Here is a 22830-nt window from a genome sequence, read left to right as displayed (position 1 = left end):
GCTCGCACAGCGCCCTCGCCACTATGGTGTGGTGACGCTGTTTCCGGAGATGTTCACTGCGTTGACCGGAAGCGGCATCACGCGGCGGGCGATTGACCGGGGATTGTGGCAACTCGATTGCTGGAATCCTCGTGACTATGCGTTCGACAATCATCGCACGGTGGATGACCGCCCTTACGGCGGCGGCCCCGGAATGGTGATGTTGGGTGACCCTTTGCAGTCTGCAATCGAGGCTGCGAAGTCCGCCCAGAGTGATCGAGTTGGTCGAGCAGGCAAGGTTGTCTACCTGTCGCCGCAGGGTCGCACGCTGAACCATGATCTGGTGCGCGAGCTGGTTGAAGAAGATGCATTGGTCTTGCTGTGCGGGCGCTACGAAGGGGTTGATCAGCGCTTGATCGACCGCCATGTCGATCTGGAAGTGTCGATCGGCGACTTTGTGGTGTCAGGCGGTGAGTTGCCGGCAATGCTGCTGATTGATGCGCTGGTGCGGCATTTGCCCGGGGCGCTTAATGACGCGGCATCTGCGGTTGAGGACTCGTTTGTGGATGGTCTCTTGGACTGCCCGCATTACACCCGGCCGGAGATGTGGCAAGACGACCCGGTGCCCGAGGTCTTGCTGTCGGGTGACCATGCGCGGATTCGGCGCTGGCGTCTGAAGCAGGCGCTTGGGCGGACCGCTGAACGGCGGCCGGATCTGCTCCAAGCGCGCAGCTTGAGCAAGGAAGAAGTGCGACTGCTGGCTGAATACCGGCAGGAGCAGGCGGAAGCGCCAAAAACTGGGAATGGCAACGTTTCCGAATGAAGAAAGGCACGTACCAGGTGGCGACCTGCTCTGCGTGTGAGGCCACTGGCCACTGATCAATCTTAGGAGATACGCGATGAATCTGATTCAGCAACTGGAACAAGAAGAGATTGCCCGCCTTGGCAAGACGATCCCCGAGTTCGCCCCAGGCGATACCGTGGTCGTTCAGGTGAAGGTCAAGGAAGGTAACCGTGAGCGTCTGCAGGCTTACGAGGGCGTCGTGATCGCCAAGCGTAACCGTGGCCTGAACTCGGCTTTCATCGTCCGAAAGATCTCGTCGGGCGAAGGCGTTGAGCGTACGTTCCAGACCTACTCGCCGCTGGTTGCCGCGATCGAAGTCAAGCGTCGTGGTGACGTGCGCCGTGCCAAGCTCTACTACCTCCGCGAGCGTTCGGGCAAGTCCGCACGTATCAAGGAAAAGCTGCCGACCCGCGCTGCCGCGAAGGCAGCCGAGTAATCGGTCGCCACGCAGCACTCGCTGTGTCGCACAACGCCCCGCGAGTCGGGGCGTTGTCATATCTGGCGCCTTAGAATGTCTCGTCGAATTACGGAGTTGGAACCATGATCAAGGTTGGGATTGTCGGCGGCACCGGTTACACCGGCGTCGAATTGCTCCGCTTGCTCGCGCAGCACCCGGATGTCGAACTTGCGGCGATTACGTCGCGCTCCGAGGCGGGCATGCCGGTTGCCGACATGTTTCCGAGCCTGCGTCGCCGAGTGAATCTGGCTTTCCAGGACCCAGCAAGTGCCGGGCTGGATCAGTGCGATGTGGTGTTCTTTGCGACCCCACATGGCGTCGCAATGGCACAGTCGCCGCAGTTGCTGGCGGCGGGCACCAAGGTGATCGATCTGGCGGCCGACTTCCGGCTCAAGTCGCTCGACGAGTTCAGCAAGTGGTACAAGATTCCGCACACCGCGCCAGACTTGTTGGAAGAGGCCGTATACGGCTTGCCGGAGCTGAACCGGAAGGCGATCGCCTCTGCGCGTGTGATCGCGAATCCGGGCTGTTATGCGACCGCGGTTCAGCTGGGTTTCCTGCCCCTGGTCGAGGCCGGCGTGGCCGATCTGGACCACCTGGTCGCGAATGCTGCATCCGGCGTGTCGGGAGCTGGCCGCAAGGCGGAAGTCGGTTCACTGTTTGCCGAAGCGAGCGACAACTTCAAGGCCTATGGCGTGGCCGGCCATCGCCATCTGCCTGAGATTTGCCAGGGCTTGGAGCAGGCCGCCGGTCGCAAGGTCGGGCTGACCTTCGTGCCGCATCTGCTGCCGCAGATCCGCGGCATTCTCGCAACGCTGTATGCACGTGTTAGTCCGGATATCGACGTACAGGCGCTTTATGAGAAGCGCTTTGCGGGGGAGCCTTTCGTCGATGTGATGCCCGCAGGCAGCACGCCGGACACCCGCTCGGTACGCGCTTCGAACATGGTGCGGATTGCGGTGCATCGCCCGCAGGGCGGCGATACGGTGGTCGTGCTGGTTGCCGAAGACAATCTGGTCAAGGGGGCTGCCGGTCAGGCGGTGCAGAACATGAACCTGATGTTCGGGCTTGAAGAAACGGCTGGCCTGACCCATATCCCGGTATTGCCCTGAACAATCGTCCGGTGCGGTAGAGCAACTGCAGCGGGTGGGGAACGCGGGGCTGTTTCACCGGTCGAACGGTTTGACGCCTCGCGCCCCAAAATCCATAATCAAACCCTTCTGAATCAGGAGTTTGCAATGACTACAGTGACTGAAGTGCCAGACTTCCTGGTCTTTACCGACAGTGCTGCCAGCAAGGTCAAGGAGTTGATCCTCGAAGAGGGCAACCCGGATCTCAAGCTGCGGGTGTTCGTCAGCGGCGGCGGTTGTTCGGGCTTCCAGTACGGCTTCACTTTCGACGAGATCACCAATGACGACGATACCGTGGTGACGAAGGAAGGCGTGACGCTTTTGATCGATCCGATGAGCTACCAGTACCTGACGGGTGCGGAGATCGACTACACGGAAGGTCTTGAGGGCGCTCAGTTCGTCATCAAGAACCCGAACGCCACCAGCACCTGTGGTTGCGGGTCGTCGTTCTCGGTCTGAGTTTTTCTGGGCGTAACGCCGCATCGCGTGGCGTTACGCTTGCTGGCCCCTTGGGCAGTAGGTTTGCCTGGCTCGGTGGGATCCGGCTCACGGTGCAATGCCGTGGCACGACAGGCATGTCTGAAGTGAATCCGGTGGGTTTGCCTCGAACGAGGCTTTAGCGGGCGGCCTCGCGCGGCACCGGCAGGCATTGCGGAGTCCCGCGCCTGCCGGTTTGATTTGCGCTCAGGCGACGGCTGAGGTGCGCTTGTCGCGCTCGATCAGCGCATAGGCGCTGTGGTTGTGGATCGACTCGAAGTTCTCGCATTCCACGACATAGGCGTAGATTCGCGCTTCGGCGTTGAGGCGGCCAGCGACGTCACGCACCATGTCTTCGACGAACTTCGGGTTGTCGTAGGCGCGTTCGGTGACCCATTTTTCGTCGGGCCGCTTGAGCAGGCCGAACAGCTCGCACGAAGCCTCCGATTCGACGAGTTGCACGATCTCTTCGATCCACACGCGCGCTTTTGCGAAGGCCGTAACGGTGACGTGCGAGCGCTGGTTGTGCGCACCGCGTTCGGAAATCTTCTTCGAGCAGGGGCACAGGCTGGTGACCGGCACCAGTACCTTCATCGTGAACTCACACTCACCGCCCGGCTTGATCTCGCCCACGAAGGTGACTTCGTAGTCCATCAGGCTCTTCACGCCGGACACCGGCGCAGCCTTGTTGATGAAGAACGGGAAGGTCATCTCGATGTGGCCGGTCTCGGCTTCCAGTCGTTCGACCATTTCGCGCAGCATCGGCTCGAAGGACTCGACCGAGATCTCCTGGTCGTGACCGTTCAGGATCTCGATGAAGCGTGACATGTGGGTGCCTTTGAAATTGTGCGGCAAACCCACATACATGTTGAACGTCGCGACCGTATGCTGAACCCCGCCACTGCGGTCGGCAACCTTGACCGGATGGCGGATCGACTTGATGCCAACCTTGTTGATTGCGAGCCGGCGGCGATCTTCCGTGCTCTGAACGTCGGGCATCGGCGCGGCGACGTCGGGGGTGTTCTTGGTATCCATACGTCCTTTCCTGCCGGGCGCGCGTCGGATTGGCCGGGAGGAGGCGTGGTCCTGCGTGGGCTGGGTGTGCGCCCGGATTCTGGCTAGTTGGGGGCGGATGGCCCCCGAATCAAGGCGCCATCCTAACATTCCCGACTAAGTTACTAAACTATTGCGGCGATAGTTGCGAGCCGTGCGCGCACCCGCTCAACGATCTGTTCGGGTGTGAGGCCGATTTCAGTGAGCAGTTGGCCCTGGTCGCCGTGATCGACAAAACGATCCGGCAGGCCCAGGCGCATGTGCGGTATTGCAATGCCCATTTCTTCCAGCGCGCGGGCGACTTCCGAGCCGGCGCCGCCGATTACCGCGTTCTCTTCCAGCGTAACCAGTAATTCGTGGTTTGCTGCGACGTCGCGCAGCATGTCGAGGTCCAGCGGTTTGATGAAACGCATGTTGACGACACTTGCGTCCAGCGCCTCACCGGCTTTGAGCGCGGCCGACAGCAGGGTGCCGAAAGCGAGCAGGGCGACGCGCTTGCCGTCGCGACGACGCTCGGCTTTGCCGATCGGTAGCGTGGTCAGTGCCGCATCGGGCACGACACCGGTGCCGCTGCCGCGCGGATAACGGACGGCGGTCGGGCCGTCGTGGCGGTAGGCCGTGGTCAGCATCTTGCGGCACTCGTCCTCGTCCGCCGGTGCCATGATGACCATATTCGGTATGCAGGCAAGGAAGGAGAGGTCAAACGCGCCATGGTGGGTGGCGCCGTCGGCACCGACCAGACCGCCGCGGTCGATTGCGAGCATCACCGGCAGGTTCTGCAGCGCGATGTCATGGATCAGCTGATCATAGGCGCGCTGTAGGAAGGTCGAATAGATCGCGACGACGGGCTTGGCGCCTTCACAGGCGAGACCCGCAGCGAAGGTCAGCGCGTGCTGCTCGGCGATACCAACGTCGAAATAGCGATCGGGGTGCTCCTGTTCGAAACGCACCAGGCCGGAGCCTTCGCGCATCGCAGGGGTAATCGCCATCAGTTTCGGGTCCGCCTTGGCCATGTCGCACAGCCAGTCGCCGAATACCTGGGTGAACGTGAGCTTACCGGCGGCTTTGCCGGCGCCGGTTGCGATGCCCTCTGTCTGGTCGAACTTGGCGACACCGTGGTACAGGATCGGGTCGTTCTCGGCGAGCTTGTAGCCTTGGCCCTTGCGCGTGATGACATGCAGGAAGAGCGGACCCTTCAGGTCACGCAGGTTCTGCAGCATCGGCACCAGGGCGTCGAGATCGTGTCCGTCGATCGGGCCGAAGTAGCGGAAGCCGAATTCTTCAAACAGCGTGCCGGGCATCATCATGCCCTTCACGTGCTCTTCGGTGCGCCGCGCAAACTCGAAGACTGGCGGCGGCAACTGCTCCAGGAAGCGTTTGCCGATGTCGCGCGCGCCGTTGAAGATGCGGCCGGAGAGCAGGCGTGACAAGTGCTTGTTGAGCGCGCCGACCGGCGGCGAGATCGACATTTCGTTGTCGTTCAGGATCACCAGCAGGTCGCTGTCGGCAACGCCTGCGTTGTTGAGCGCTTCGAAGGCCATGCCGGCCGTCATCGCGCCGTCGCCGATCACCGCGATGGCCTTGCGTGCCGCGCCACCGCGCTGCGCGCCAATGGCCATGCCCAGTGCGGCGGAGATCGAGGTCGAGGAGTGCGCGGTGCCGAAGGTGTCGTACTCGCTTTCGCCGCGGCGCGGGAAACCGGAGATACCGTGATGCAGCCGCAGCGTGGACATCGCCTTGCGGCGGCCGGTGAGGATCTTGTGGCCGTAGGTCTGATGGCCGACATCCCACACGATGCGGTCTTCCGGGGTGTTGAAGACGTAGTGCAGCGCGATCGTCAGCTCGACGGTGCCGAGGTTCGACGACAGATGCCCTCCAGTCTTCGATACGGAATCGAGCAGGAAGCCGCGCAGTTCGTCGGCCAGCGGCGCGAGATCCTTGCGTTCGAACTGGCGCAGATCGGCCGGGCGCTCGATGCGATCGAGCAAGGGATAGGCGTTCATGTGTTACGGAGTCCCCAAATTCTTGTCGCGCGGTGTCGTCAGAAAGGACGGTCCACGATGTAGTCGGTCAGCTGGGCGAGGCGGCGGGCGCGTTCGCCGAACATCGCGAGGCTCGCATGCGCGTCCGCACGCAGATCCGCAGCAAGCCGCTTGGCCTCGCTTGCGCCGAGCAGTGTCACGTAGGTCGGCTTGTTGTTGGCGGCGTCCTTGCCGGCGGTCTTGCCCAGCGTGGTGGTGTCCGCTTCGGCATCGAGGATGTCGTCCACCACCTGGAAAAGCAGGCCGATTGATTTGCCGAAGCGGTCGAGCGCCTGCAGTGCGTCTGGGGGAACGTCACCGCACAGCGCGCCGAGCTGGACCGACGCGCGGATCAGCGCACCGGTCTTGTGAAGATGCATGACTTCAAGCGATTCGCGGTCGAGCGTCTGCCCGACGGAGGCCAGATCGATTGCCTGGCCGCCCGCCATGCCGCGCGAACCGGAGGCGCGAGCCAGTAGCTGAATGGCTTCGATCTGGCGGCGGCTGTCCTCCAGCAGGCCGGGCTCGGCGAGAACGAGGAAGGCCTGCGTCTGCAAAGCGTCGCCAACCAGCAGCGCGGTGGCTTCGTCGTATTCGACATGCACCGTTGGCTTGCCGCGCCGCAGTACGTCGTCGTCCATGCAAGGCATGTCGTCATGCACCAGCGAGTACGCATGGATCATCTCGACGGCACAGGCGGCATGGTCGAGCGCGCGGGCGTCGGCGCCAGCGAGTTCGCCGGCGGCGTAGACCAGCATCGGCCGCACGCGCTTGCCGCCGCCCAGTGCGGCGTATCGCATGGCATCGTGCAAACGCTGTGGCGCAATGCGCGGATCGGGCAGCAGGCGTTCAAGTGCGGCTTCGGTTTCAGCCTGTCGCTGCCGCATCCAGGCGGAGAGCTGGAGGTCGGTCATGATGCCGCGCCTCCGTCGCCAAACGCTTCCAGGCGTCCGTTTTCTAGGATGCGGATGCGGTTTTCGGCTTCGCCGAGGGCGCCTTCGCAAAACCGGAGCAGGCGGGTGCCGCGCTCGAAGTGGGCGAGTGCTTGTTCCAGGGGCAGGTCGGGCGCTTCCATGGCGGCAACGATCGATTCAAGCTCGGTCATTGCGGCCTCGAAAGACTTGGGTTTATCGCTGGTCTTTGCCATCGAGGATGTCTTGGCCGGAAGGCGTGGAGTTCCTTGGCGGGAGCGGTATCATGCCCGAGCCAAAGACCTTTTCGTAGGTTATTGGTTTAATTATACTTTAACGCTTTTTGCTTGCCGGCCCTGCCGGCAGTGGAGGTTGGGGATACCCGTTATGTCTCTGCGAGAACAGCTGGCACCGGCGGTGTCGCAATTGCCCGTGTCCTGGTATTTCGATGAAAAGGTCTTCGAGTTGGAGCAGCGCCTTATCTTCGATGCCGGTCCTGGCTACGTGGGGCATGAACGCATGGTCCCCGAGCTATCGGATTATCGCTCGATCGAGTGGCTGGACCACGCGAAAATGCTGATCCGCAACAACGATGCGGTATGGCTGATGTCGAACATCTGCCGCCATCGTCAGGCGATCATGCTGCAGGGCTCGGGCAAGGCGAACAACATCGTTTGCCCGATCCACCGCTGGACCTACGACAATGCGGGCGAGTTGATCGGCGCGCCGCAGTTTCCGCAGAACCCCTGCCTGCATCTGAACAAGCAGAAGTTGGAGTCGTGGAACGGCTTGCTGTTCAAGGGGCCGCGTTCGCCGAACGCGGATCTTGGCGGTATGAAACTCGCCAGCGAACTCAATTTTGATGGCTTCGTGCTCGACCACGTCGAAATCCACGAGTGCAACTACAACTGGAAGACCTTCATCGAGGTCTATCTTGAGGATTACCACGTTGCGCCGTTCCACCCTGGGCTGGGCAACTTCGTTACCTGCGACGACCTGACCTGGCAGTTCGGCGACTGGTACTCGGTGCAGCGCGTGGGTATTACCTCGTTGGCGAAGGCAGGGTCGCCGAGCTACGCGAAGTGGCACAAGGCGGTGCTGGACTATTACGGCGGCGAGGTGCCCAAGCACGGCGCGATTTGGCTCACCTACTACCCGAACATCATGGTCGAGTGGTATCCGCATGTGCTGGTGGTGAGTACCGTGATTCCGCGCGGCGTGAACAAGACCACCAACGTGGTGGAGTTCTACTACCCGGAAGAGATCGCTGCCTTCGAGCCGGAATTCATCAAGGCCGAGCAGGCCGCCTACATGGAAACCTGCATCGAGGATGACGAGATCGGCGAGCGGATGGATCGTGGCCGCCGCGCCTTGCTGGCGGAAGGGCGCAATGAAGTGGGGCCTTACCAGACGCCGATGGAAGACGGCATGCAGCACTTCCATGAGTTCTATCGTCGCGTGATGGGCGAAGCGCTGGGCGCCTGATCGACGCGCCCGCGCCCAAACAAAAAGGCCGCCATCGGGCGGCCTTTTCATTGCGTCGAGATGATGCTCAGGGCTTGGGCTGGCCCTGCAGTTCGATCACGACACGGCGATCCGGTGCGAGGCATGCCACGTACTCGGCGTTGTCGCGGCTCTTCGGATTGACCTGATCGCATTTCGCGAGCGGCTCCGAGCTGCCCTTGCCGATCACCTCGAACTTGTCGGCGGGTAGACCTTTCTTGACCAGATAGTCTCGAACGGTCGATGCGCGGCGCTCTGACAGCTTGCGGTTGAATTCCGGCGCACCCAGGCGATCGGTGTAGCCGCTTACGGTGATGCGCTCGATCGTGAAGCGCCCGGCATCGACGACGAACTTGTCGAGCGCACCGGTGCCCTCGGGCCGCAGCGCATCGCTGCGGTAATGGAACAACGCATCTGCGCCTTGCTTGCTGGTCAGCGCGGCACGTGCGCGCTCGGCGAGCGCATCGCTGCGCGCGGGCCGGTTGGCGAGCGCGGCGGCGGTGTCGAGCGGTTTTGCGATCACGACGTCCGTCGCGCAGTTGACCACAGCGTCTTCCGCGGGGGCATCGCGGCGATCTTCTTCCGGTGCTTCCTTGGCGAGCGGTGCCAGTTTGAGTGCCGGCAACAGACGGTGTGCCTGAGCAAGCAAGCGGTACTCGGCGACGATGGCGTCGGTGCGGGCGCGCGTCAGCGAGCGGCGAGCCTCGAACAGTTCGTTTTCGGTGTCGAGCAGATCGAGCAGCGTGCGCTGGCCAATGTCGAACTGCTGGCGGTAGGCGTCGCGTGCCTTCTCGGTCGAGAGCGCGTGTTGCTCCATGTAGGCGATCTGTTCGCGCAGTGCGCGCACATCGTTGTAGGCGATGCCGGTTTGCTGAGCGACGTCGCGGCACGTTTTGTCGCGCAGATCGATCGCTTGGTAGTAGAGCTCGGACGACTGCTTCACGCGCGCCTGGTCGGAGCCGCCGCGGAACAGGTTGTAGTTGAGCACGACCTGGGCTTGCGTCGAGTTGTAGTTGCCAGGGGCGCCGTCGAGGTTGCGATCCCAGTTCTGCCCGACGCGAAGTTCCACGTTGGGCATGTAGCCGGCGCGGCGCAGTTCGGTTTCGGCGCGTGCAGCCCGCAGCGTCGCCACCGCGGCCTGGAAGGAGGGGTTCGCCGACACTGCGTCGGTGACCGGGTTCGCGCCTTGTGGCAAGGCCGTGCTGACATCCGGCAGTGTGGCGAGCGTGGCGCCCGGCATCTGGCCGATGATGCGGCGGTAGCGTTCGGTGACGTCGTGCAGGTTGGAGGTTTCGGTCAGCCAGTTCGACTGCGCCAGCGCCAGGCGGCCGGCGGCCTGCTCGAGGTCCACGCGGCGGCCTACGCCCGCCTTGACGCGATCTTCGATCTGGCCGAACACCTCGCGGTGGGTCGCCCAGTTGTCGCGCGCCAGCTCTTCGAGTTTGCGATAGCGCAGCACGTCGGCGTACGCCTGTGCGGCGCCGAGCGCGACGTCGTCCGAGGTGGCCAGCAGTTCGTAGTAGCGTGCGAGCTTGCTGTAGCCGAGGCGTTTAACATCACTCGACGTAGCAAAGCCGTCAAACACCAGTTGCCGAAGCGTGACGCTGGCGCCGGGGCGGTTGAACCAGCCGGTATCGACGCTCGGATAGTCGCGCCGTTCCTGGCCGGCAAAGGCCTCGACGTCGACGCGGGGGAACCAATTGCCGCGCGCGGCTCCCTGTTCGTTTTCGGCGGCCCGAAGCGCGTGGTAACGCGCCATCACTTCGGGGTTCTTCACGATTGCCTGTTCCACGGCTTCCGGCAGGCTGTTTCCAGCAAAAACGGTGCTGCTAAAGGCAGTGCTGACGAGCACGGCAACAAGCGAATATTTCGCCAAACGCATGGGTGATGGTGTCCTGTCTGCAATGCAAAATCCCTGCGCCAGAGCGGCTGGACGGGATATGTCGCGCGGATTATTCACGTAAGATCAAGAAAAACAAAGGCTTGAAGGCGTTATCGTGCCGTATTTCACACATCGGGCAGTGGATTTAACGGGTGTTTGCGAAATTAGCGATTTCGCATCGGCGGCGGCGTTCAAGACTGTCGAATACCTGTCGATCATTCCTGTTGATTTGCCTGCCTGAAAAAAGATTGCGCCGAACCGGTTTCTGGTGACTTCCGTCCGTATCAAATCCGCTTTTGCCTGCCGGGCGCCTGCAAGCTGGTGCGGCGCGCTTGCGCGTGTGGTGTTTGCCTTGGGCTGCCTGCTGGCGTGCGCCGACGATGCGTCGCTGATCACGTTGGCGAAGCAGCGCTACGGGGCGGCGGCTGGCGTTTTGGTACAGGAATGGCGCGAGCTGATCGCCGCGCAGCGGGGCGCGCCCGATGCCGAGGCCTTGAAGCGGGTGAATGAACTCTTCAACCGGCGGATCCGCTTTGTCGACGACGCCGAGGTCTGGCACCAGCCGGACTACTGGGCAACGCCGATCGAAATGATGGGCAAGGGCGCCGGTGACTGTGAGGACTACACCATCGCGAAATACTTTTCGCTGCGCGAACTGGGGATTCCGGCGGCCAAACTGCGGCTGATCTATGTGAAGGCGCGCATCGGCGGCCCCTCCAGCTCGATCACCCAGGCGCACATGGTGCTGGGCTATTACGACACACCCGAGGCGCAGCCGTTGGTGCTCGATAACCTGATCGGCGAGATCCGCCCTGCAGCGCAGCGGCCGGATCTGGTGCCGGTATTCAGCTTCAACGCCGAAGGTGTGTACGCCGGCGGTGCGGTCAGTTCGATCGAACGACTGTCGCGCTGGAAAGATCTGCAACTGAAAATGAAGGCCGAGGGCTACGCGCCCTGAGGAGAAACGATGTCTTTGCTCCGCCAACTGTGGATTACGGTGATTGTTGCCAGCGTGCTGGCCTGGCTTGGCAGCTTCGCCGTCAGCACCGTGACCGCGCGCAACTATCTTGAACAGCAACTGCTCGCGCAGGGTGCCGACGCGGCGACCTCGCTCGCGCTATCGATGACGCAGCACGCCAAAGACCCGGCGATGCGCGAGCTGATGGTGACGGCGCTGTTCGATTCCGGTCACTTCGAGTTGGTGCGATTCAGCGACGTCAGCGGTGCGGTGAGCGTGGAGCGGCGCCAGCAGGGGGTGGAGACCGATGCGCCGGCGTGGTTCGTACGGATGTTGCCGATCGAGGCAAAGCCGGGTGAAGCGCTGGTCAGCGATGGCTGGAACCAGGCTGGCAAGGTCACCGTGGTTGCGCACAAGCGTTTTGCTTACGACGCACTGTGGCGCGGCACGCTGCAGTTGTTGGGCGTGATGCTGGTGATCGGTGCGCTGCTGGGCTGGGCGGTGACGCGCATGATTCGCTGGATTCGCCGCCCGATCAACGAGATGGTGCAGCAAGCCAAGGCGATCGGTGAGCGACGCTTCGTCACGATGCCCGAGCCGCGCGTGATTGAGCTGCGCAGCGCCGTGCGTGCGCTGAATCTGATGGTCGAGCAAGTCAAGGCGATGTTTGCCGAGCAGGCCAACCGCATCAAGGATCTACGCGCGGATGCCAACCGCGACAGCATGACCGCGCTGCCCAACCGCAGCTTCTTCAGCGGGCGCCTGCGCAGCGAACTTGATGGTGACGACGCTGCACCGAGCGGCGCGCTCGCGCTGGTGCGCCTGTCGGATCTCGCGGAAGTGAACCGCCGGCTTGGCCGCGAGCGTACCGATGCGCTGATCCGCGCGACGGCTGATGTGTTGCGCGAAGTGGCCGGCGGACGAGAGAGCCATGTTGTAGCGCGCCTGAACGGCGCCGATTTCGCATGGCTGATGCCGGGTGCGGCGGCGACCGAGGCTGGCGAGTGGGCCGCGACCGTTGCACGCGGGCTCGAAGCCCTGCATCGGCATGGGCATGCCGACCAGACACCTGTGGCGCACATTGGCGTTGCCCGTTACAAGCGCGGTGACGAGCTGGGCACCGTGCTGGCGCGCGCCGATGCGGCGCTGATGGCGGCGGAGAGTGCCGGCCGCAGCGAGCCTGTTGTGAGCCTCGACGACGCGCCGCTTGCAGCGCGCACGCACGACGAATGGCGCCAGCTTTTGAGCGAAGCGCTGCGCGCGCGCGGCTTTGCACTGGCGACGTTCCCGGTGCTGCATGTGGATGGCCGTGTGTGGCACGACGAGGCGATGATCCGCATGCGCGCGCCCGATGACGGCACGCCCTGGACGGCGGGGCAGTTCATGCCGGCGGCAGATCGGCTGGGCATGACCTGCGACCTTGATCTGCTCGCCGTTGAACTTGCGCTGCAGCGCTTGCAAACGCACAGCGGCGCGATTGCAGTGAATCTGTCGCCGATCTCGCTGCAGGACCTGCGCTTCCGCGAGGGGCTGCAGCGCTTGCTCGCCAGCGCACCGGCCGCCGCGCGCCGACTGTGGGTGGAAGTGGCCGAAGCCGGGCTGGACCAGGGGCTCGCCGGCCTTGCGGCGGTGTCGCCAATCCTCGCGCAGTTCGGCGTGAAACTCGGCATCGAGCATTTCGGTCGCCACTTCTCGGCGATCCCGCGGCTTTACGCGCAACGCGTCGACTACCTGAAGATCGACGGCACTTTTGTTGCTGGCATCGAGGACAACGCGGGCAACCAGCGTTTGGTGAAAGCGATAGCTGACGTCGCGCGTGGCCTGGATATCCAGGTGATCGCCGAACGTGTGCATACCGACGCCGAGTGGCGCACCTTGGCCGAACTTGGCGTTGCGGGGGTCACCGGGCCGGCAGCAAGCCGGCGCGCAAGCGCAGCGGCGGGGCGTTCGCAGTAGCCGCAAAAAACAACGGGCAACGCGCTGGCGTTGCCCGTTGCAGTTTGATCGGCCTCTTCGGGTTGAGGCCGTCAGGTTTCCAGCTTCAATCGACGATCAGGGTGCCGTTCTTGATTAGCGTCTTGAGCAGGGTACTTTCGTCGCCGGCCGTAACGCTCGTCGCGGTGTAGAGATCTACCCCCTGCAGCACGATCTTCTGGTCCTCGGCGCCTGCGTTGAACGTTCCGCCGGTGAAACCACCCGATTTGCTGATGTGCAAAACGGTGGCGAGGGTCGCACCGCTGCCGGTTACCTCCACGTCGATGTAGTTCAGCAGGTTCGAGATTTCGACTGCCGATGCGCCTGAACCCGAGTTGCCGGAGCTCGTGTGCTCGCCTTGCAGCAGATCACGCAAGTCCAGCACATCGCCACCGCCGGTCGGTACCCCTGCAGTACCTGACTGGATGTTGCTGTAGCCGCCGCCGTAGGTGAAGTCGGTGATCGTATCGACGGCCGGTGCGCCTTTCGCGCCTGCGTCGGCGAGGTGCCAGACAAAGACGTCCGATCCCGTGCCGCCGGTCAGCGTGTCGTTGCCGCCGGCACCGATGATGTAGTCGTTGCCGGCGTCACCAACAATCGTGTTGTTCCCGCTGTTACCTTCCAGCCGGTTGTCAGACGCATTGCCGGTGAGATTAATATTCGCCGAGCCCTCTGCCGTGATGTTCTCGAAGTTCGCCAGGCCCGCGATCGAGTAGGTGGTCCCTGCGTTGGCGCCGGTGTAGGTGCTGTCGAGAACGATCGTGTCGATGCCCTGATTGGCGTTTTCCACGAGCGTGTCGAGCGTGTCGGAGATGACGTAGATATCGTCGCCGGTGCCACCTGTGAGCGTGTCTGCGCCGGCGCCGCCGATCATCTTGTCGCTGCCTGCCCCCCCGTTGATGGTGTCGTTGCCGTTGCCGCCGTCGAGGTAGTCTGCGCCGGCACCACCGTTGATGGTGTCCCGGCCGTCCAAGCCGTAGATCACGTCACGTGCGGCGCTGCCTGTGATGTTGTCGTTGCCGGCCGTGCCGTCAAGGATGCTCCCGGTGCGAATCTGCCAGGTCGACGTCGTGGTGTTGTAGACCAGGTCCTGGATACGCGGGTCGCTCAGCGTTGGCGCGCTTGCTTCGGTGAACATCGCGGTGTTGGTGAGCGACATCGACTGGTAGGACGATGCAGGGTCACTCGACAGCTTGTATTCGATCCTCAGGTTGGCATTGCCGCCTTGTTCCCAGTAGAGCAGTTCAAGCGCCTGCAGGCCGCCGTTGATGTCGCCCAGTTGCAGGTTCTTGAAGATGCGCACGGTCGGCCCCTGGTTGCCGTCGTACTCCAGCAGGGTTTGTCCGGCGACGTTGAGGCGGAAGCCGTCATCCGCGGTGACACGGAAGTCGTAACTGCCCGGCTGCACATAGAACTCGCCCGACAGCCGGATCGCCGAGTCCGTCGTCTTGCCCAAGCCCGAGGTGCCGCCAGTATTGCCTGCGCCCGTCTCGGCAACGGCGGTTGGCCTGTCCTGATCGAGGAAGTTGCTGAGTGCGCGGGTGGTCGAGTTGGCCAGACCATCGCCCACCGGTAACGCGCTGCCAGCCGCAACGTTGCTGTTCGATCCGAGGTTGGAACTCACGGTCGGGTTGAAACCATAGTCGAGCGTCTGCGACAGGAAACGCACATCGACCACGCCGGCTGCCGCTGCGGCCGAGGTGCCAACCAGATTCGCGCTGCCGCCGCCGAGGGCGTTGCGGCCGTTGATGATCGTGTATAGGTCTTCGACCGAGTTCAGGTTGCCCGCAACAAGGTGATTGCCGAAGGTTGCGGTGCCGTCGTCGCTGTGTGTGCGATAGCCGGTGCCCGGCGACGTGGTTTCGTTGTAGCCGTAGAACTCGCCGTTGAGGCCCGTGGCCGTGACGTTCTGAAGCGTCGGCGTCTTTGCGACAAGGTCTTGCGCACCGTTGACCGCAACGGTCAGCGTGGTCGAGGCGGTACCGCCGTGGCCATCACTGATCGTGTAGGTGAACACATCGTTAACCGTCTGACCGAAGATCAGGTTTTGCACCTCGATGCTGCTGTTATTCAGCGTGTAGGTGTAAGTACCGTTTGCGGCCAGCGTCAGCGTGCCGTAGGTGCCGGTGATCGTGCTACCAACGCCACCGGACGGCGCAGTTACAGGGGTTCCCGCCGCGACGCCAATCACCGTCAGCGTGTCAGTGGTGTCGGCGTCCGAGTCTTTGCCGATACCGGTGGTGATCACGTTGCTGCTCGCGGTCAGCGTCGTATCTTCAGTAACCGATGCGGTGTCCGCAACGGCAACCGGCACATCATTCGTACCATTGATCGTCACGCTGATGATCTGCGAAGCGGTGCCATCGGCCGACTTCACGGTGATCGAATCGGTCAGTGACTGACCTGTACCGAGCGACTGGATGGCCGATTGGCTGTTGTTCGCGGCGTAGGTCCAGGCACCGGTCGTGGTGTTGACGGTGAAGGTGCCGTAGGTGCCGGCCAGCGTGGCCGGGGTTTGGAACACCGCCTGTCCCGCATCCACGTCGGTGACGGTGAGTGCGCCGGACGCTGTGAGGTTGCCACCGGTGACGGCGACATCCTCCGTCATCGTGCCATTCGCCGTACCCGTGATCGCCGCGTTGTCGTTGGCGCCGGTGACCGTGACGTCAATGGTCTTCGATGCTGCCCCGTCGAGGCTACTCACGGTGAGGGTGTCATGCACGACCTGGGCGCCGACAAGCGCTTGGGTCGCCGCCTTCGTGTTGTCGAGCGTGTAGGTCCAAGCGCCGGTGGTCGTATTGAAAGTGAAGTTGCCGTAAGTGCCAGCCAGCGAGGCGGGCGCCAGGAAGCTTGACTGGCCCGCATCGGTGTCGCTGATGATCAAGGTGCCCGAGGTGGTCGGCGTACCCGCTGTTGCGTTGTTCACGCCTCCTGCTTCTGTAACCGATCCCGTCGCGGGCCCCTGAATCATTGCTACGTCGTTGGCGCCGTTGATGGTCACCGAAATCACTTGCGAAGCAGTGCCATCGGCCGACTTCACGGTGATCGAATCGGTCAGCGACTGTGTCGCGCCGAGCGACTGGATCGCGGCCTGCGCGTTGTTGGCGGCGTAAGTCCAGGCGCCGGTCGTGGTGTTGAAGGTGAAGGTGCCGTAGGCGCCGGCCAGCGTCGCTGGCGTCGCGAACACGGCTTCACCCGCATCCACATCGGTGACGGCGAGCGCACCGGAGGCGGTGAGGTTGCCACCGGTCACGGCGACATCCTCGGTCATCGTGCCAGTGGCCGTGCCGGTGATCGCGGCGGTGTCGTTCGCGCCGGTGACCGTCACGTCGATTGCCTTGCTGGCGGTGCCATCCAGACTCGTAACAGTCAGCGTGTCATGCACGACCTGGCCGTTGGTGAGCGCTTGCGTGGCGGCCTTGCTGTTATCCAGCGCATAGGTCCAGGCGCCGGTCGCGGCGTTGAAGGTGAAGGTGCCGTAGGTGCCGTTGAGCGAAGCGGGGGCTACGGCCTGGAAGACCGACTGGCCGGCATCGACGTCACTGACGCTCACGGTGCCCGAGGCATTCGGCGTGCCGGCGATCGCGTTCGCCACACCGCCGGCCTCGACCACCGCACCGGTGGCGGTGCCCCCGATGGTGGCGCCGTCGTTGGCGCCGTTGATCGTGACGCTGATGACTTGCGAAGCGGTGCCATCGGCCGACTTCACGGTGATCGAATCGGTCAGCGATTGACCTGCGCCGAGCGACTGGATCGCGGCCTGCGCGTTGTTCGCCGCGTAAGTCCACGCACCGGTGCTGGTGTTGAACGTGAAGGTGCCGTAGGTGCCGGCCAGCGTCGCTGGGGTCGCGAAGACTGCTTCGCCCGAATCGACATCCGACACCGCCAGGTTGCCCGAAGCGGTGAGGTTGCCACCGGTCACGGCGACATCCTCGGTCATCGTGCCGGTCGCCGTACCGGTGATCGCGGCAGTGTCGTTCGCCCCGGTCACAGTTACATCGACCGCCTTGGTGGCGGTGCCATCCAGGCTCGTGACGGTCAGCGTGTCATGCTCGATCTGGCCGGCGGTCAGTGCCTGGGTCGCAGCCTTGCTGTTATCCAGCGCATAGGTCCAGGCGCCGGTTGCGGCGTTGAAGGTGAAGGTGCCGTAGGTGCCGTTGAGCGAAGCGGGGGCTACGGCCTGGAAGACCGACTGGCCGGCATCGACGTCACTGACGCTCACGGTGCCCGAAGCATTCGGCGTGCCGGCGATGGCGTTCGCCACACCGCCGGCCTCGACCACCGCACCGGTGGCGGTGCCACCGATGGTGGCGCCGTCGTTGGTGCCGTTGATCGTGACGCTGATGACTTGCGAAGCGGTGCCATCGGCCGACTTCACGGTGATCGAATCGGTCAGCGACTGTGTCGCACCGAGCGACTGGATCGCGGCCTGCGCGTTGTTGGCGGCGTAAGTCCAGGCACCGGTGCTGGTGTTGAACGTGAAGGTGCCGTAGGTGCCGGCCAGCGTCGCTGGCGTCGCGAACACGGCTTCACCCGCATCCACATCGGTGACGGCGAGCGCACCGGAGGCGGTGAGGTTGCCACCGGTCACGGCGATATCCTCAGTCATCGTGCCGGTCGAAGTACCGGTGATCGCGGCGGTGTCGTTCGCACCGGTTACGGTCACATCGATCGCGCGGGTGGCGGTGCCATCCAGGCTAGTCACGCTCAGCGTGTCATGCACCACCTGCCCGGCGGTGAGCGCTTGCGTGGCGGCCTTGCTGTTATCCAGCGCGTAGGACCACGCACCGGTTGCCGCGTTGAAGGTGAAGGTCCCGTAAGTGCCATTGAGCGAGGCGGGCGCGACGGCCTGGAAGCTCGATTGCCCTGCGTCGGTATCGGACGCCAACAGCGTGCCCGATGCGTTGGGTGTGCCGGGGATGGTGTTTGCGACGCCACCGGCTTCCACCACTGATCCGGTGCCCGGCCCCTGGATGCTGGCGATGTCGTTCGTGCCGAGCACGTTGATGGTGATGCTCGTGCTTGTTCCGTCGGAGAGCGCGACGCTGAAGGTCTCCGTCTTGCTGTCGGTGGCGCCCAGTGCTTGCACTGCACTGTCGCTGTTGCGCAGCGTGTAGCGCCACGTGCCATCGGCGGCGACCACCAAGTCGCCGTAAGCACCCGTCGTGCTGGCGGGGATGAAGCTGGCGACGCCCGAGGTGGTGAGCGTGCCGCTGCTCACGAGCGTCACGTCTTCCTGCACCGTACCGTTGCCAGAGGCCGTGGTCTCGTCCTGGCCGTGCACGGTGATCACGATGTTGTGCGGCGTGCCGTCCACGCTCTGCACGACAATCGTCTCGGTGACCGTGTCGGTGCCCTTGAGCGACTGCACGTTGGCCGCGGTATTGTTGAGCGCGTAGCTCCAGTTGCCGGCGGCATCGATCGTGAGCGCGCCATAGGTGCCGCTCTGTGTGCCGGCCTGGAAGCTCGCTTCGCCGGTATCCACATCACTGACCAGCAGCTTGCCGGAAGTGAGCAGCACGCTGTCCTCCGTCACGCTGCCTGCATCCCCCCCCGGGATGGACGGCGTGATCTGGGCACCGTCGTTGGTGCCGGTAATCGAAACGGTCACCGTGCTGGTGGTGCCATCGGCACTCTTGACCGTGAACACTTCGCTCGGCAGCGACTGGCCTTCACCCAAGGCTTGTACGGCCGGGTCGGCGTTGTTAAGCGTGTAAGTCCAGTTGCCCGACGTGTCGATCGAGAACGAACCGTGTGCGCCGGCAACGGCGGTTTGAGGCTGGAACACGGCCTGGCCCGCATCGATATCGGAGACAACGAGCTGGCCGCCGGTCGTCAGCGTGACGTCTTCCTTCACCGCGCCGACATCGGCACCCGGCGTTGCGGGAGTGATGACTGCGCCGTCGTTGGCGCCGTTGATGGTCACCGAAATCACTTGCGAAGCAGAGCCATCGGCCGACTTCACGGTGATCGAATCGGTCAGCGACTGCGTGGCACCGAGCGACTGGATCGCGGCCTGCGCGTTGTTCGCAGCGTAAGTCCAGGCCCCGGTCGTGGTGTTGAAGGTGAAGGTGCCGTAGGTGCCGGCGAGGGTTGCCGGCGTTTGGAACACGCCTTCGCCGCTATCCACATCCGACACCGCCAGGTTGCCCGAGGCAGTGAGGTTGCCGCCGGTCACGGCGACATCCTCGGTCATCGTGCCGGTGGCGGTACCGGTGATCGCGGCGGTGTCGTTGGCACCCGTGACGGTGACATCGATCGCCTTGGTGGCGGTGCCATCCAGACTCGTAACGCTCAGCGTGTCATGCACGACCTGACCGTTGGTGAGCGCTTGCGTGGCGGCTTTGCTGTTGTCGAGTGCGTATGTCCAGGCACCGCTTGCCGCGTTGAAGGTGAAGCTGCCGTAGGTGCCGGCTAGCGAAGCCGGGGCTACCGTCTGGAAGCTCGATTGGCCTGCATCGGCATCCGACACGGTGACCGTGCCCGAGGCATTCGGTGTGCCGGCGATTGCATTCGAAACGCCCCCGGCTTCCACCACTGCACCGGTAGCGGTGCCACCGATGGTGGCGCCGTCGTTGGCGCCGTTGATCGTGACGCTGATGACTTGTGAAGCAGTGCCGTCGGCCGACTTCACGGTGATCGAATCGGTCAGCGACTGCGTGGCGCCGAGCGACTGGATCGCGGACTGGCTGTTGTCGGCGGTGTAAGTCCAGGCACCGGTCGTGGTGTTGAAGGTGAAGGTCCCGTAGGTGCCGGCCAGCGTGGCCGGGGTCGCGAAGACCGCTTCACCGGAATCCACGTCCGACACTGCCAGGTTGCCCGATGCGGTGAGGTTGCCGCTGGTGACCGCCACGTCTTCCGTCATCGTGCCGGTGGCGGTGCCGGTGATCGCAGCGTTGTCGTTCGCGCCGGTCACGGTCACATCGATGGCCTTGGTGGCCGTGCCATCCAGGCTCGTGACGCTCAGCGTGTCATGCACGACCTGGCCGTTGGTGAGTGCCTGGGTCGCCGCCTTGCTGTTGTCGAGTGCGTAGGTCCAGGCACCGGTCGCGGCGTTGAAGGTGAAGGTTCCGTAGGTGCCGGACAGCGAAGCGGGCGCGACGGCCTGGAAGCTCGACTGGCCCGCGTCGGCATCCGACACGGTCACGGTGCCCGACGCGTTCGGCGTGCCGAGCACGGCGTTGTTCGTCCCGCCCGCTTCCGCCACCGCACCGGTGGCGGTGCCGCTGATTACCGGCACGTCGTTTGTGCCGACGACCGTAATCGTCAGTGTATCGGTGTCGAAGCCGCCGTGGCCGTCGGCGACCTGGTAAGTGACCACCACATCTTGCGTCTGGCCTGCGGCCAAGTGGTCGTACGCGGGGTTGGCGGGGTTGAAGCTGTAGCTGCCATCGGCGTTGAAGGTGAGGCCGGCTGGCGCCGGCGTGATCAAGCTGTAAGTCAGCGTGTCGCCCTCAGCGTCGCTCGCAAGAATGTTTCCGTTGAAGAGCGCGCCGCCCTCGGTCACCGTCTCGCTCGCGGGCGTGGCGACAGGGGCTGTGTTGGCGCCAGCAATTGCGATGTCGAGCGTGCTGCTGCTCGTCGCGCTGCCGTCCGACACGGTGTAGCTGAATACGTCGTGCAGCGGTGCGTCGCTGGGCTTGAGCGCGATGACGGCAGGATTGCTGGCGTCCTGAACGTAGCTGTAGCTGCCGTCCGCCTGAATGGTCAGCGTTCCGTAGGTGCCGACAACCACCGTGGCGGTACTGCCGATTGCCGTTCCGCCCACGGCGGACACGACGAGACTTGCGTGGGCCGTATCGATGTCGGTGTCGTTGACGAGCAGGTTGCCGGTGGCTGCGGTGCTATCAGTCTTGGTGAGGCCGTTGAAATCGCCATTCGCGACGGGGCCGTCGTTGGTGCCGGTGATCGCAACGGTGACCGTGCTGCTCGTCCCGTCCGCGCTCTTCACCGTGAACACTTCGCTCGGTAAGGACTGACCCGCGCCGAGCGCCTGAACGGCAGGGTCGGCGTTGTTGAGGGTGTAGGTCCAGTTGCCAGCGGCGTCGATCGAGAACGAGCCGTGTGCTCCGGCGACAGCGGTTTGGGGCTGGAAGGTCGCTTGACCCGCGTCGACATCGGCAACAACGAGCTGCCCGCCGGTGCTTAACGTAACGTCTTCCTTCACGGCGCCGGCATCCGAACCGGAGATCGCGGGGGTGATCAGCGCGCCATCGTTCGTGCCGGCGATAGAAACCGTGACCGTGCTGGTCGTGCCGTCGGCACTCTTGACCGTGAATACTTCGCTCGGCAGCGTTTGGCCTTCGCCCAGCGCTTGCACCACCGGATCGGCGTTGTTGAGCGTGTAAGTCCAGTTGCCGGCCGCGTCGATCGAGAAAGAGCCGTGGGCTCCTGCGACCGCGGTTTGCGGTTGGAACACGGCCTGGCCGGCATCCACGTCAACGACCACGAGTTGGCCGCCGGTCGTGAGTGTGACATCTTCCTTCACCGCGCCGGCATCGGCGCCCGGAACCGACGGCGTGATCGCCGCACTGTCGTTGGTACCGATGATCGAAACGGTCACGGTGCTGGTCGTGCCATCGGCACTCTTGACCGTGAACACTTCGCTCGGCAGCGTTTGGCCTTCGCCCAGCGCTTGCACCGCTGGATCGGCGTTGTTGAGCGTGTAAGTCCAGTTACCCGATGCATCGATCGAGAAGGAGCCGTGTGCACCGGCCACCGCGGTTTGCGGCTGGAACACGGCTTGGCCCGCGTCGACATCGGTGACGACCAGCTGGCCGCCAGTTGTCAGCGTGACGTCTTCCTTTACCGCGCCGGCATCGGCGCCCGGTGCAGCTGGTGTGATCTGTGCACCGTCGTTGGTGCCGAGTACATTGATGCTGATCGTGGTGCTGGAGCCGTCCGAGAGGGCGACCACGAAGGTCTCTGTCTTGCTGTCGCTGGCCCCGAGCGCCTGTACGGCACTGTCGCTGTTGCGCAGCGTGTAGGACCACGTGCCGTCGGCGGCGATCACCAAGTCACCGTAGGCGCCGGCCGTGCTGGCGGGGACGAAGCTGGCGACGCCCGACGTCGTGAGCGTGCCGCTGCTCGTGAGCGTTACGTCTTCCTGCACCGTGCCATTGCCGGCGGCCGTGGTCTCATCTTGGCCGTGGATCGTGATGACGATGTTGTGCGGCGTGCCGTCGGCGCTCTTGACGACGATCGTCTCGGTGACCGTGTCGGTGCCTTTGAGCGACTGCACGTTGGCCGCCGCGTTGTTGAGCGAATAGCTCCAGTTGCCGGCGGCATCGATTGTGAGTGCGCCGTACGTACCGGTCTGCGTGCCGGGCTGGAACACCGCTTCGCCAGTGTCGACATCGCTGACCAGCAACTTGCCGGAAGTGAGCAGCACGCTGTCCTCGGTCACGCTGCCCGCATCGCCGCCCGGGACTGCAGGCGTGATGAGCGCAGCGTCGTTCGTGCCGAGCACGTTGATCGTGATACTCGAGCTCGTTCCGTCGGACAGCGCGACGCTGAAGGTCTCTGTCTTGCTGTCGCTGGCCCCGAGCGCCTGTACGGCACTGTCGCTGTTGCGCAGCGTGTAGGACCACGTGCCGTCGGCGGCGATCACCAAGTCACCGTAGGCGCCGGCCGTGCTGGCG

Annotated in this window: 13 protein-coding genes; 7 read left to right on the top strand and 6 right to left on the bottom strand. The window is 63.9% G+C overall.

Translation table 11 applies throughout. The features are described from left to right. Positions 1-28: 28 nt before the first annotated feature. From trmD to erpA, 4 genes are all read left to right on the top strand, one after another. Positions 29-802 (top strand): tRNA (guanosine(37)-N1)-methyltransferase TrmD, encoded by a 774-nt coding sequence (trmD, locus tag ACE3P0_RS05130; RefSeq protein ID WP_374400532.1) that lies wholly within the window; start codon positions 29-31, stop codon positions 800-802. A 76-nt stretch (positions 803-878) separates the two neighbouring features. Next, a complete protein-coding gene (gene rplS / locus ACE3P0_RS05125; protein WP_374400530.1) occupies positions 879-1259 on the top strand; it encodes a 50S ribosomal protein L19 in 381 nt (126 codons plus the stop codon). A gap of 104 nt (positions 1260-1363) precedes the next feature. Beyond that, entirely contained in the window at positions 1364-2392 is a 1029-nt protein-coding gene (argC, locus tag ACE3P0_RS05120; RefSeq protein WP_172203799.1) for an N-acetyl-gamma-glutamyl-phosphate reductase, read from the top strand. Between the two features lie 126 nt (positions 2393-2518). After that, on the top strand, positions 2519-2869 hold the full coding sequence (gene erpA, locus ACE3P0_RS05115) for an iron-sulfur cluster insertion protein ErpA (protein ID WP_172203797.1): 351 nt from the start codon (positions 2519-2521) through the stop codon (positions 2867-2869). A 225-nt stretch (positions 2870-3094) separates the two neighbouring features. On the opposite strand, the gene folE2 is transcribed toward erpA, so the two are convergent. The 4 genes from folE2 to ACE3P0_RS05095 all read right to left on the bottom strand — a co-directional run bounded on the left by folE2 (position 3095) and on the right by ACE3P0_RS05095 (position 7108). Further along, complete coding sequence (gene folE2 / locus ACE3P0_RS05110; protein ID WP_374400527.1) at positions 3095-3922, bottom strand: GTP cyclohydrolase FolE2; 828 nt, start codon at positions 3920-3922, stop codon at positions 3095-3097. 143 nt (positions 3923-4065) lie between these two features. Beyond that, complete coding sequence (gene dxs / locus ACE3P0_RS05105) at positions 4066-5943, bottom strand: 1-deoxy-D-xylulose-5-phosphate synthase (protein ID WP_374400525.1); 1878 nt, start codon at positions 5941-5943, stop codon at positions 4066-4068. Between the two features lie 38 nt (positions 5944-5981). Continuing rightward, positions 5982-6875, bottom strand: a complete 894-nt coding sequence (locus tag ACE3P0_RS05100) for a polyprenyl synthetase family protein (protein ID WP_374400523.1) — start codon at positions 6873-6875, stop codon at positions 5982-5984. After that, entirely contained in the window at positions 6872-7108 is a 237-nt protein-coding gene (locus tag ACE3P0_RS05095) for an exodeoxyribonuclease VII small subunit (RefSeq protein WP_374400521.1), read from the bottom strand. The genes ACE3P0_RS05100 and ACE3P0_RS05095 overlap by 4 nt, the downstream gene beginning before the upstream one ends. A 151-nt stretch (positions 7109-7259) precedes the next feature. Here ACE3P0_RS05095 and ACE3P0_RS05090 point away from each other — a divergent pair, with 151 nt between their 5' ends. Further along, positions 7260-8357, top strand: coding sequence for an aromatic ring-hydroxylating dioxygenase subunit alpha (locus tag ACE3P0_RS05090; protein WP_374400519.1), 1098 nt, complete (start codon positions 7260-7262; stop codon positions 8355-8357). A gap of 67 nt (positions 8358-8424) precedes the next feature. Here the strand turns inward: ACE3P0_RS05090 and ACE3P0_RS05085 are convergent, their stop codons facing one another. Continuing rightward, on the bottom strand, positions 8425-10257 hold the full coding sequence (locus tag ACE3P0_RS05085) for a TolC family outer membrane protein (RefSeq protein ID WP_374400517.1): 1833 nt from the start codon (positions 10255-10257) through the stop codon (positions 8425-8427). Positions 10258-10525: 268 nt separating this feature from the next. On the opposite strand from ACE3P0_RS05085, the gene ACE3P0_RS05080 reads away from it, so the two are divergent. Together ACE3P0_RS05080 and ACE3P0_RS05075 are read left to right on the top strand one after the other, a co-directional pair. Then, positions 10526-11215 carry a transglutaminase-like cysteine peptidase gene (locus ACE3P0_RS05080; RefSeq protein ID WP_374400516.1) on the top strand — a complete coding sequence of 230 codons (690 nt, stop codon included), beginning with the start codon at positions 10526-10528 and terminating at the stop codon, positions 11213-11215. A 9-nt stretch (positions 11216-11224) separates the two neighbouring features. Then, positions 11225-13171 carry an EAL domain-containing protein gene (locus ACE3P0_RS05075; protein ID WP_374400514.1) on the top strand — a complete coding sequence of 649 codons (1947 nt, stop codon included), beginning with the start codon at positions 11225-11227 and terminating at the stop codon, positions 13169-13171. A gap of 85 nt (positions 13172-13256) precedes the next feature. On the opposite strand, the gene ACE3P0_RS05070 is transcribed toward ACE3P0_RS05075, so the two are convergent. Next, the coding region (locus ACE3P0_RS05070) for a VCBS domain-containing protein (RefSeq protein ID WP_374400512.1) at positions 13257-22830 on the bottom strand (9574 nt) is incomplete at its 5' end.

It is taken from the genome of Niveibacterium sp., assembly GCF_041909475.1.
Classification (GTDB): domain Bacteria; phylum Pseudomonadota; class Gammaproteobacteria; order Burkholderiales; family Rhodocyclaceae; genus Niveibacterium.
This window is presented reverse-complemented; position numbering and strand designations above follow the sequence as displayed.

What these genes read in the sequence shown, in the direction of transcription:
- rplS (WP_374400530.1), top strand. Translation starts at nt 879, where the DNA reads ATGAATCTGATTCAGCAACTGGAACAAGAAGAGATTGCCCGCCTTGGC.
- argC (WP_172203799.1), top strand. Translation starts at nt 1,364, where the DNA reads ATGATCAAGGTTGGGATTGTCGGCGGCACCGGTTACACCGGCGTCGAA.
- erpA (WP_172203797.1), top strand. Translation starts at nt 2,519, where the DNA reads ATGACTACAGTGACTGAAGTGCCAGACTTCCTGGTCTTTACCGACAGT.
- folE2 (WP_374400527.1), bottom strand. Translation starts at nt 3,922, where the DNA reads ATGGATACCAAGAACACCCCCGACGTCGCCGCGCCGATGCCCGACGTT.
- dxs (WP_374400525.1), bottom strand. Translation starts at nt 5,943, where the DNA reads ATGAACGCCTATCCCTTGCTCGATCGCATCGAGCGCCCGGCCGATCTG.
- ACE3P0_RS05100 (WP_374400523.1), bottom strand. Translation starts at nt 6,875, where the DNA reads ATGACCGACCTCCAGCTCTCCGCCTGGATGCGGCAGCGACAGGCTGAA.
- ACE3P0_RS05095 (WP_374400521.1), bottom strand. Translation starts at nt 7,108, where the DNA reads ATGGCAAAGACCAGCGATAAACCCAAGTCTTTCGAGGCCGCAATGACC.
- ACE3P0_RS05090 (WP_374400519.1), top strand. Translation starts at nt 7,260, where the DNA reads ATGTCTCTGCGAGAACAGCTGGCACCGGCGGTGTCGCAATTGCCCGTG.
- ACE3P0_RS05085 (WP_374400517.1), bottom strand. Translation starts at nt 10,257, where the DNA reads ATGCGTTTGGCGAAATATTCGCTTGTTGCCGTGCTCGTCAGCACTGCC.
- ACE3P0_RS05075 (WP_374400514.1), top strand. Translation starts at nt 11,225, where the DNA reads ATGTCTTTGCTCCGCCAACTGTGGATTACGGTGATTGTTGCCAGCGTG.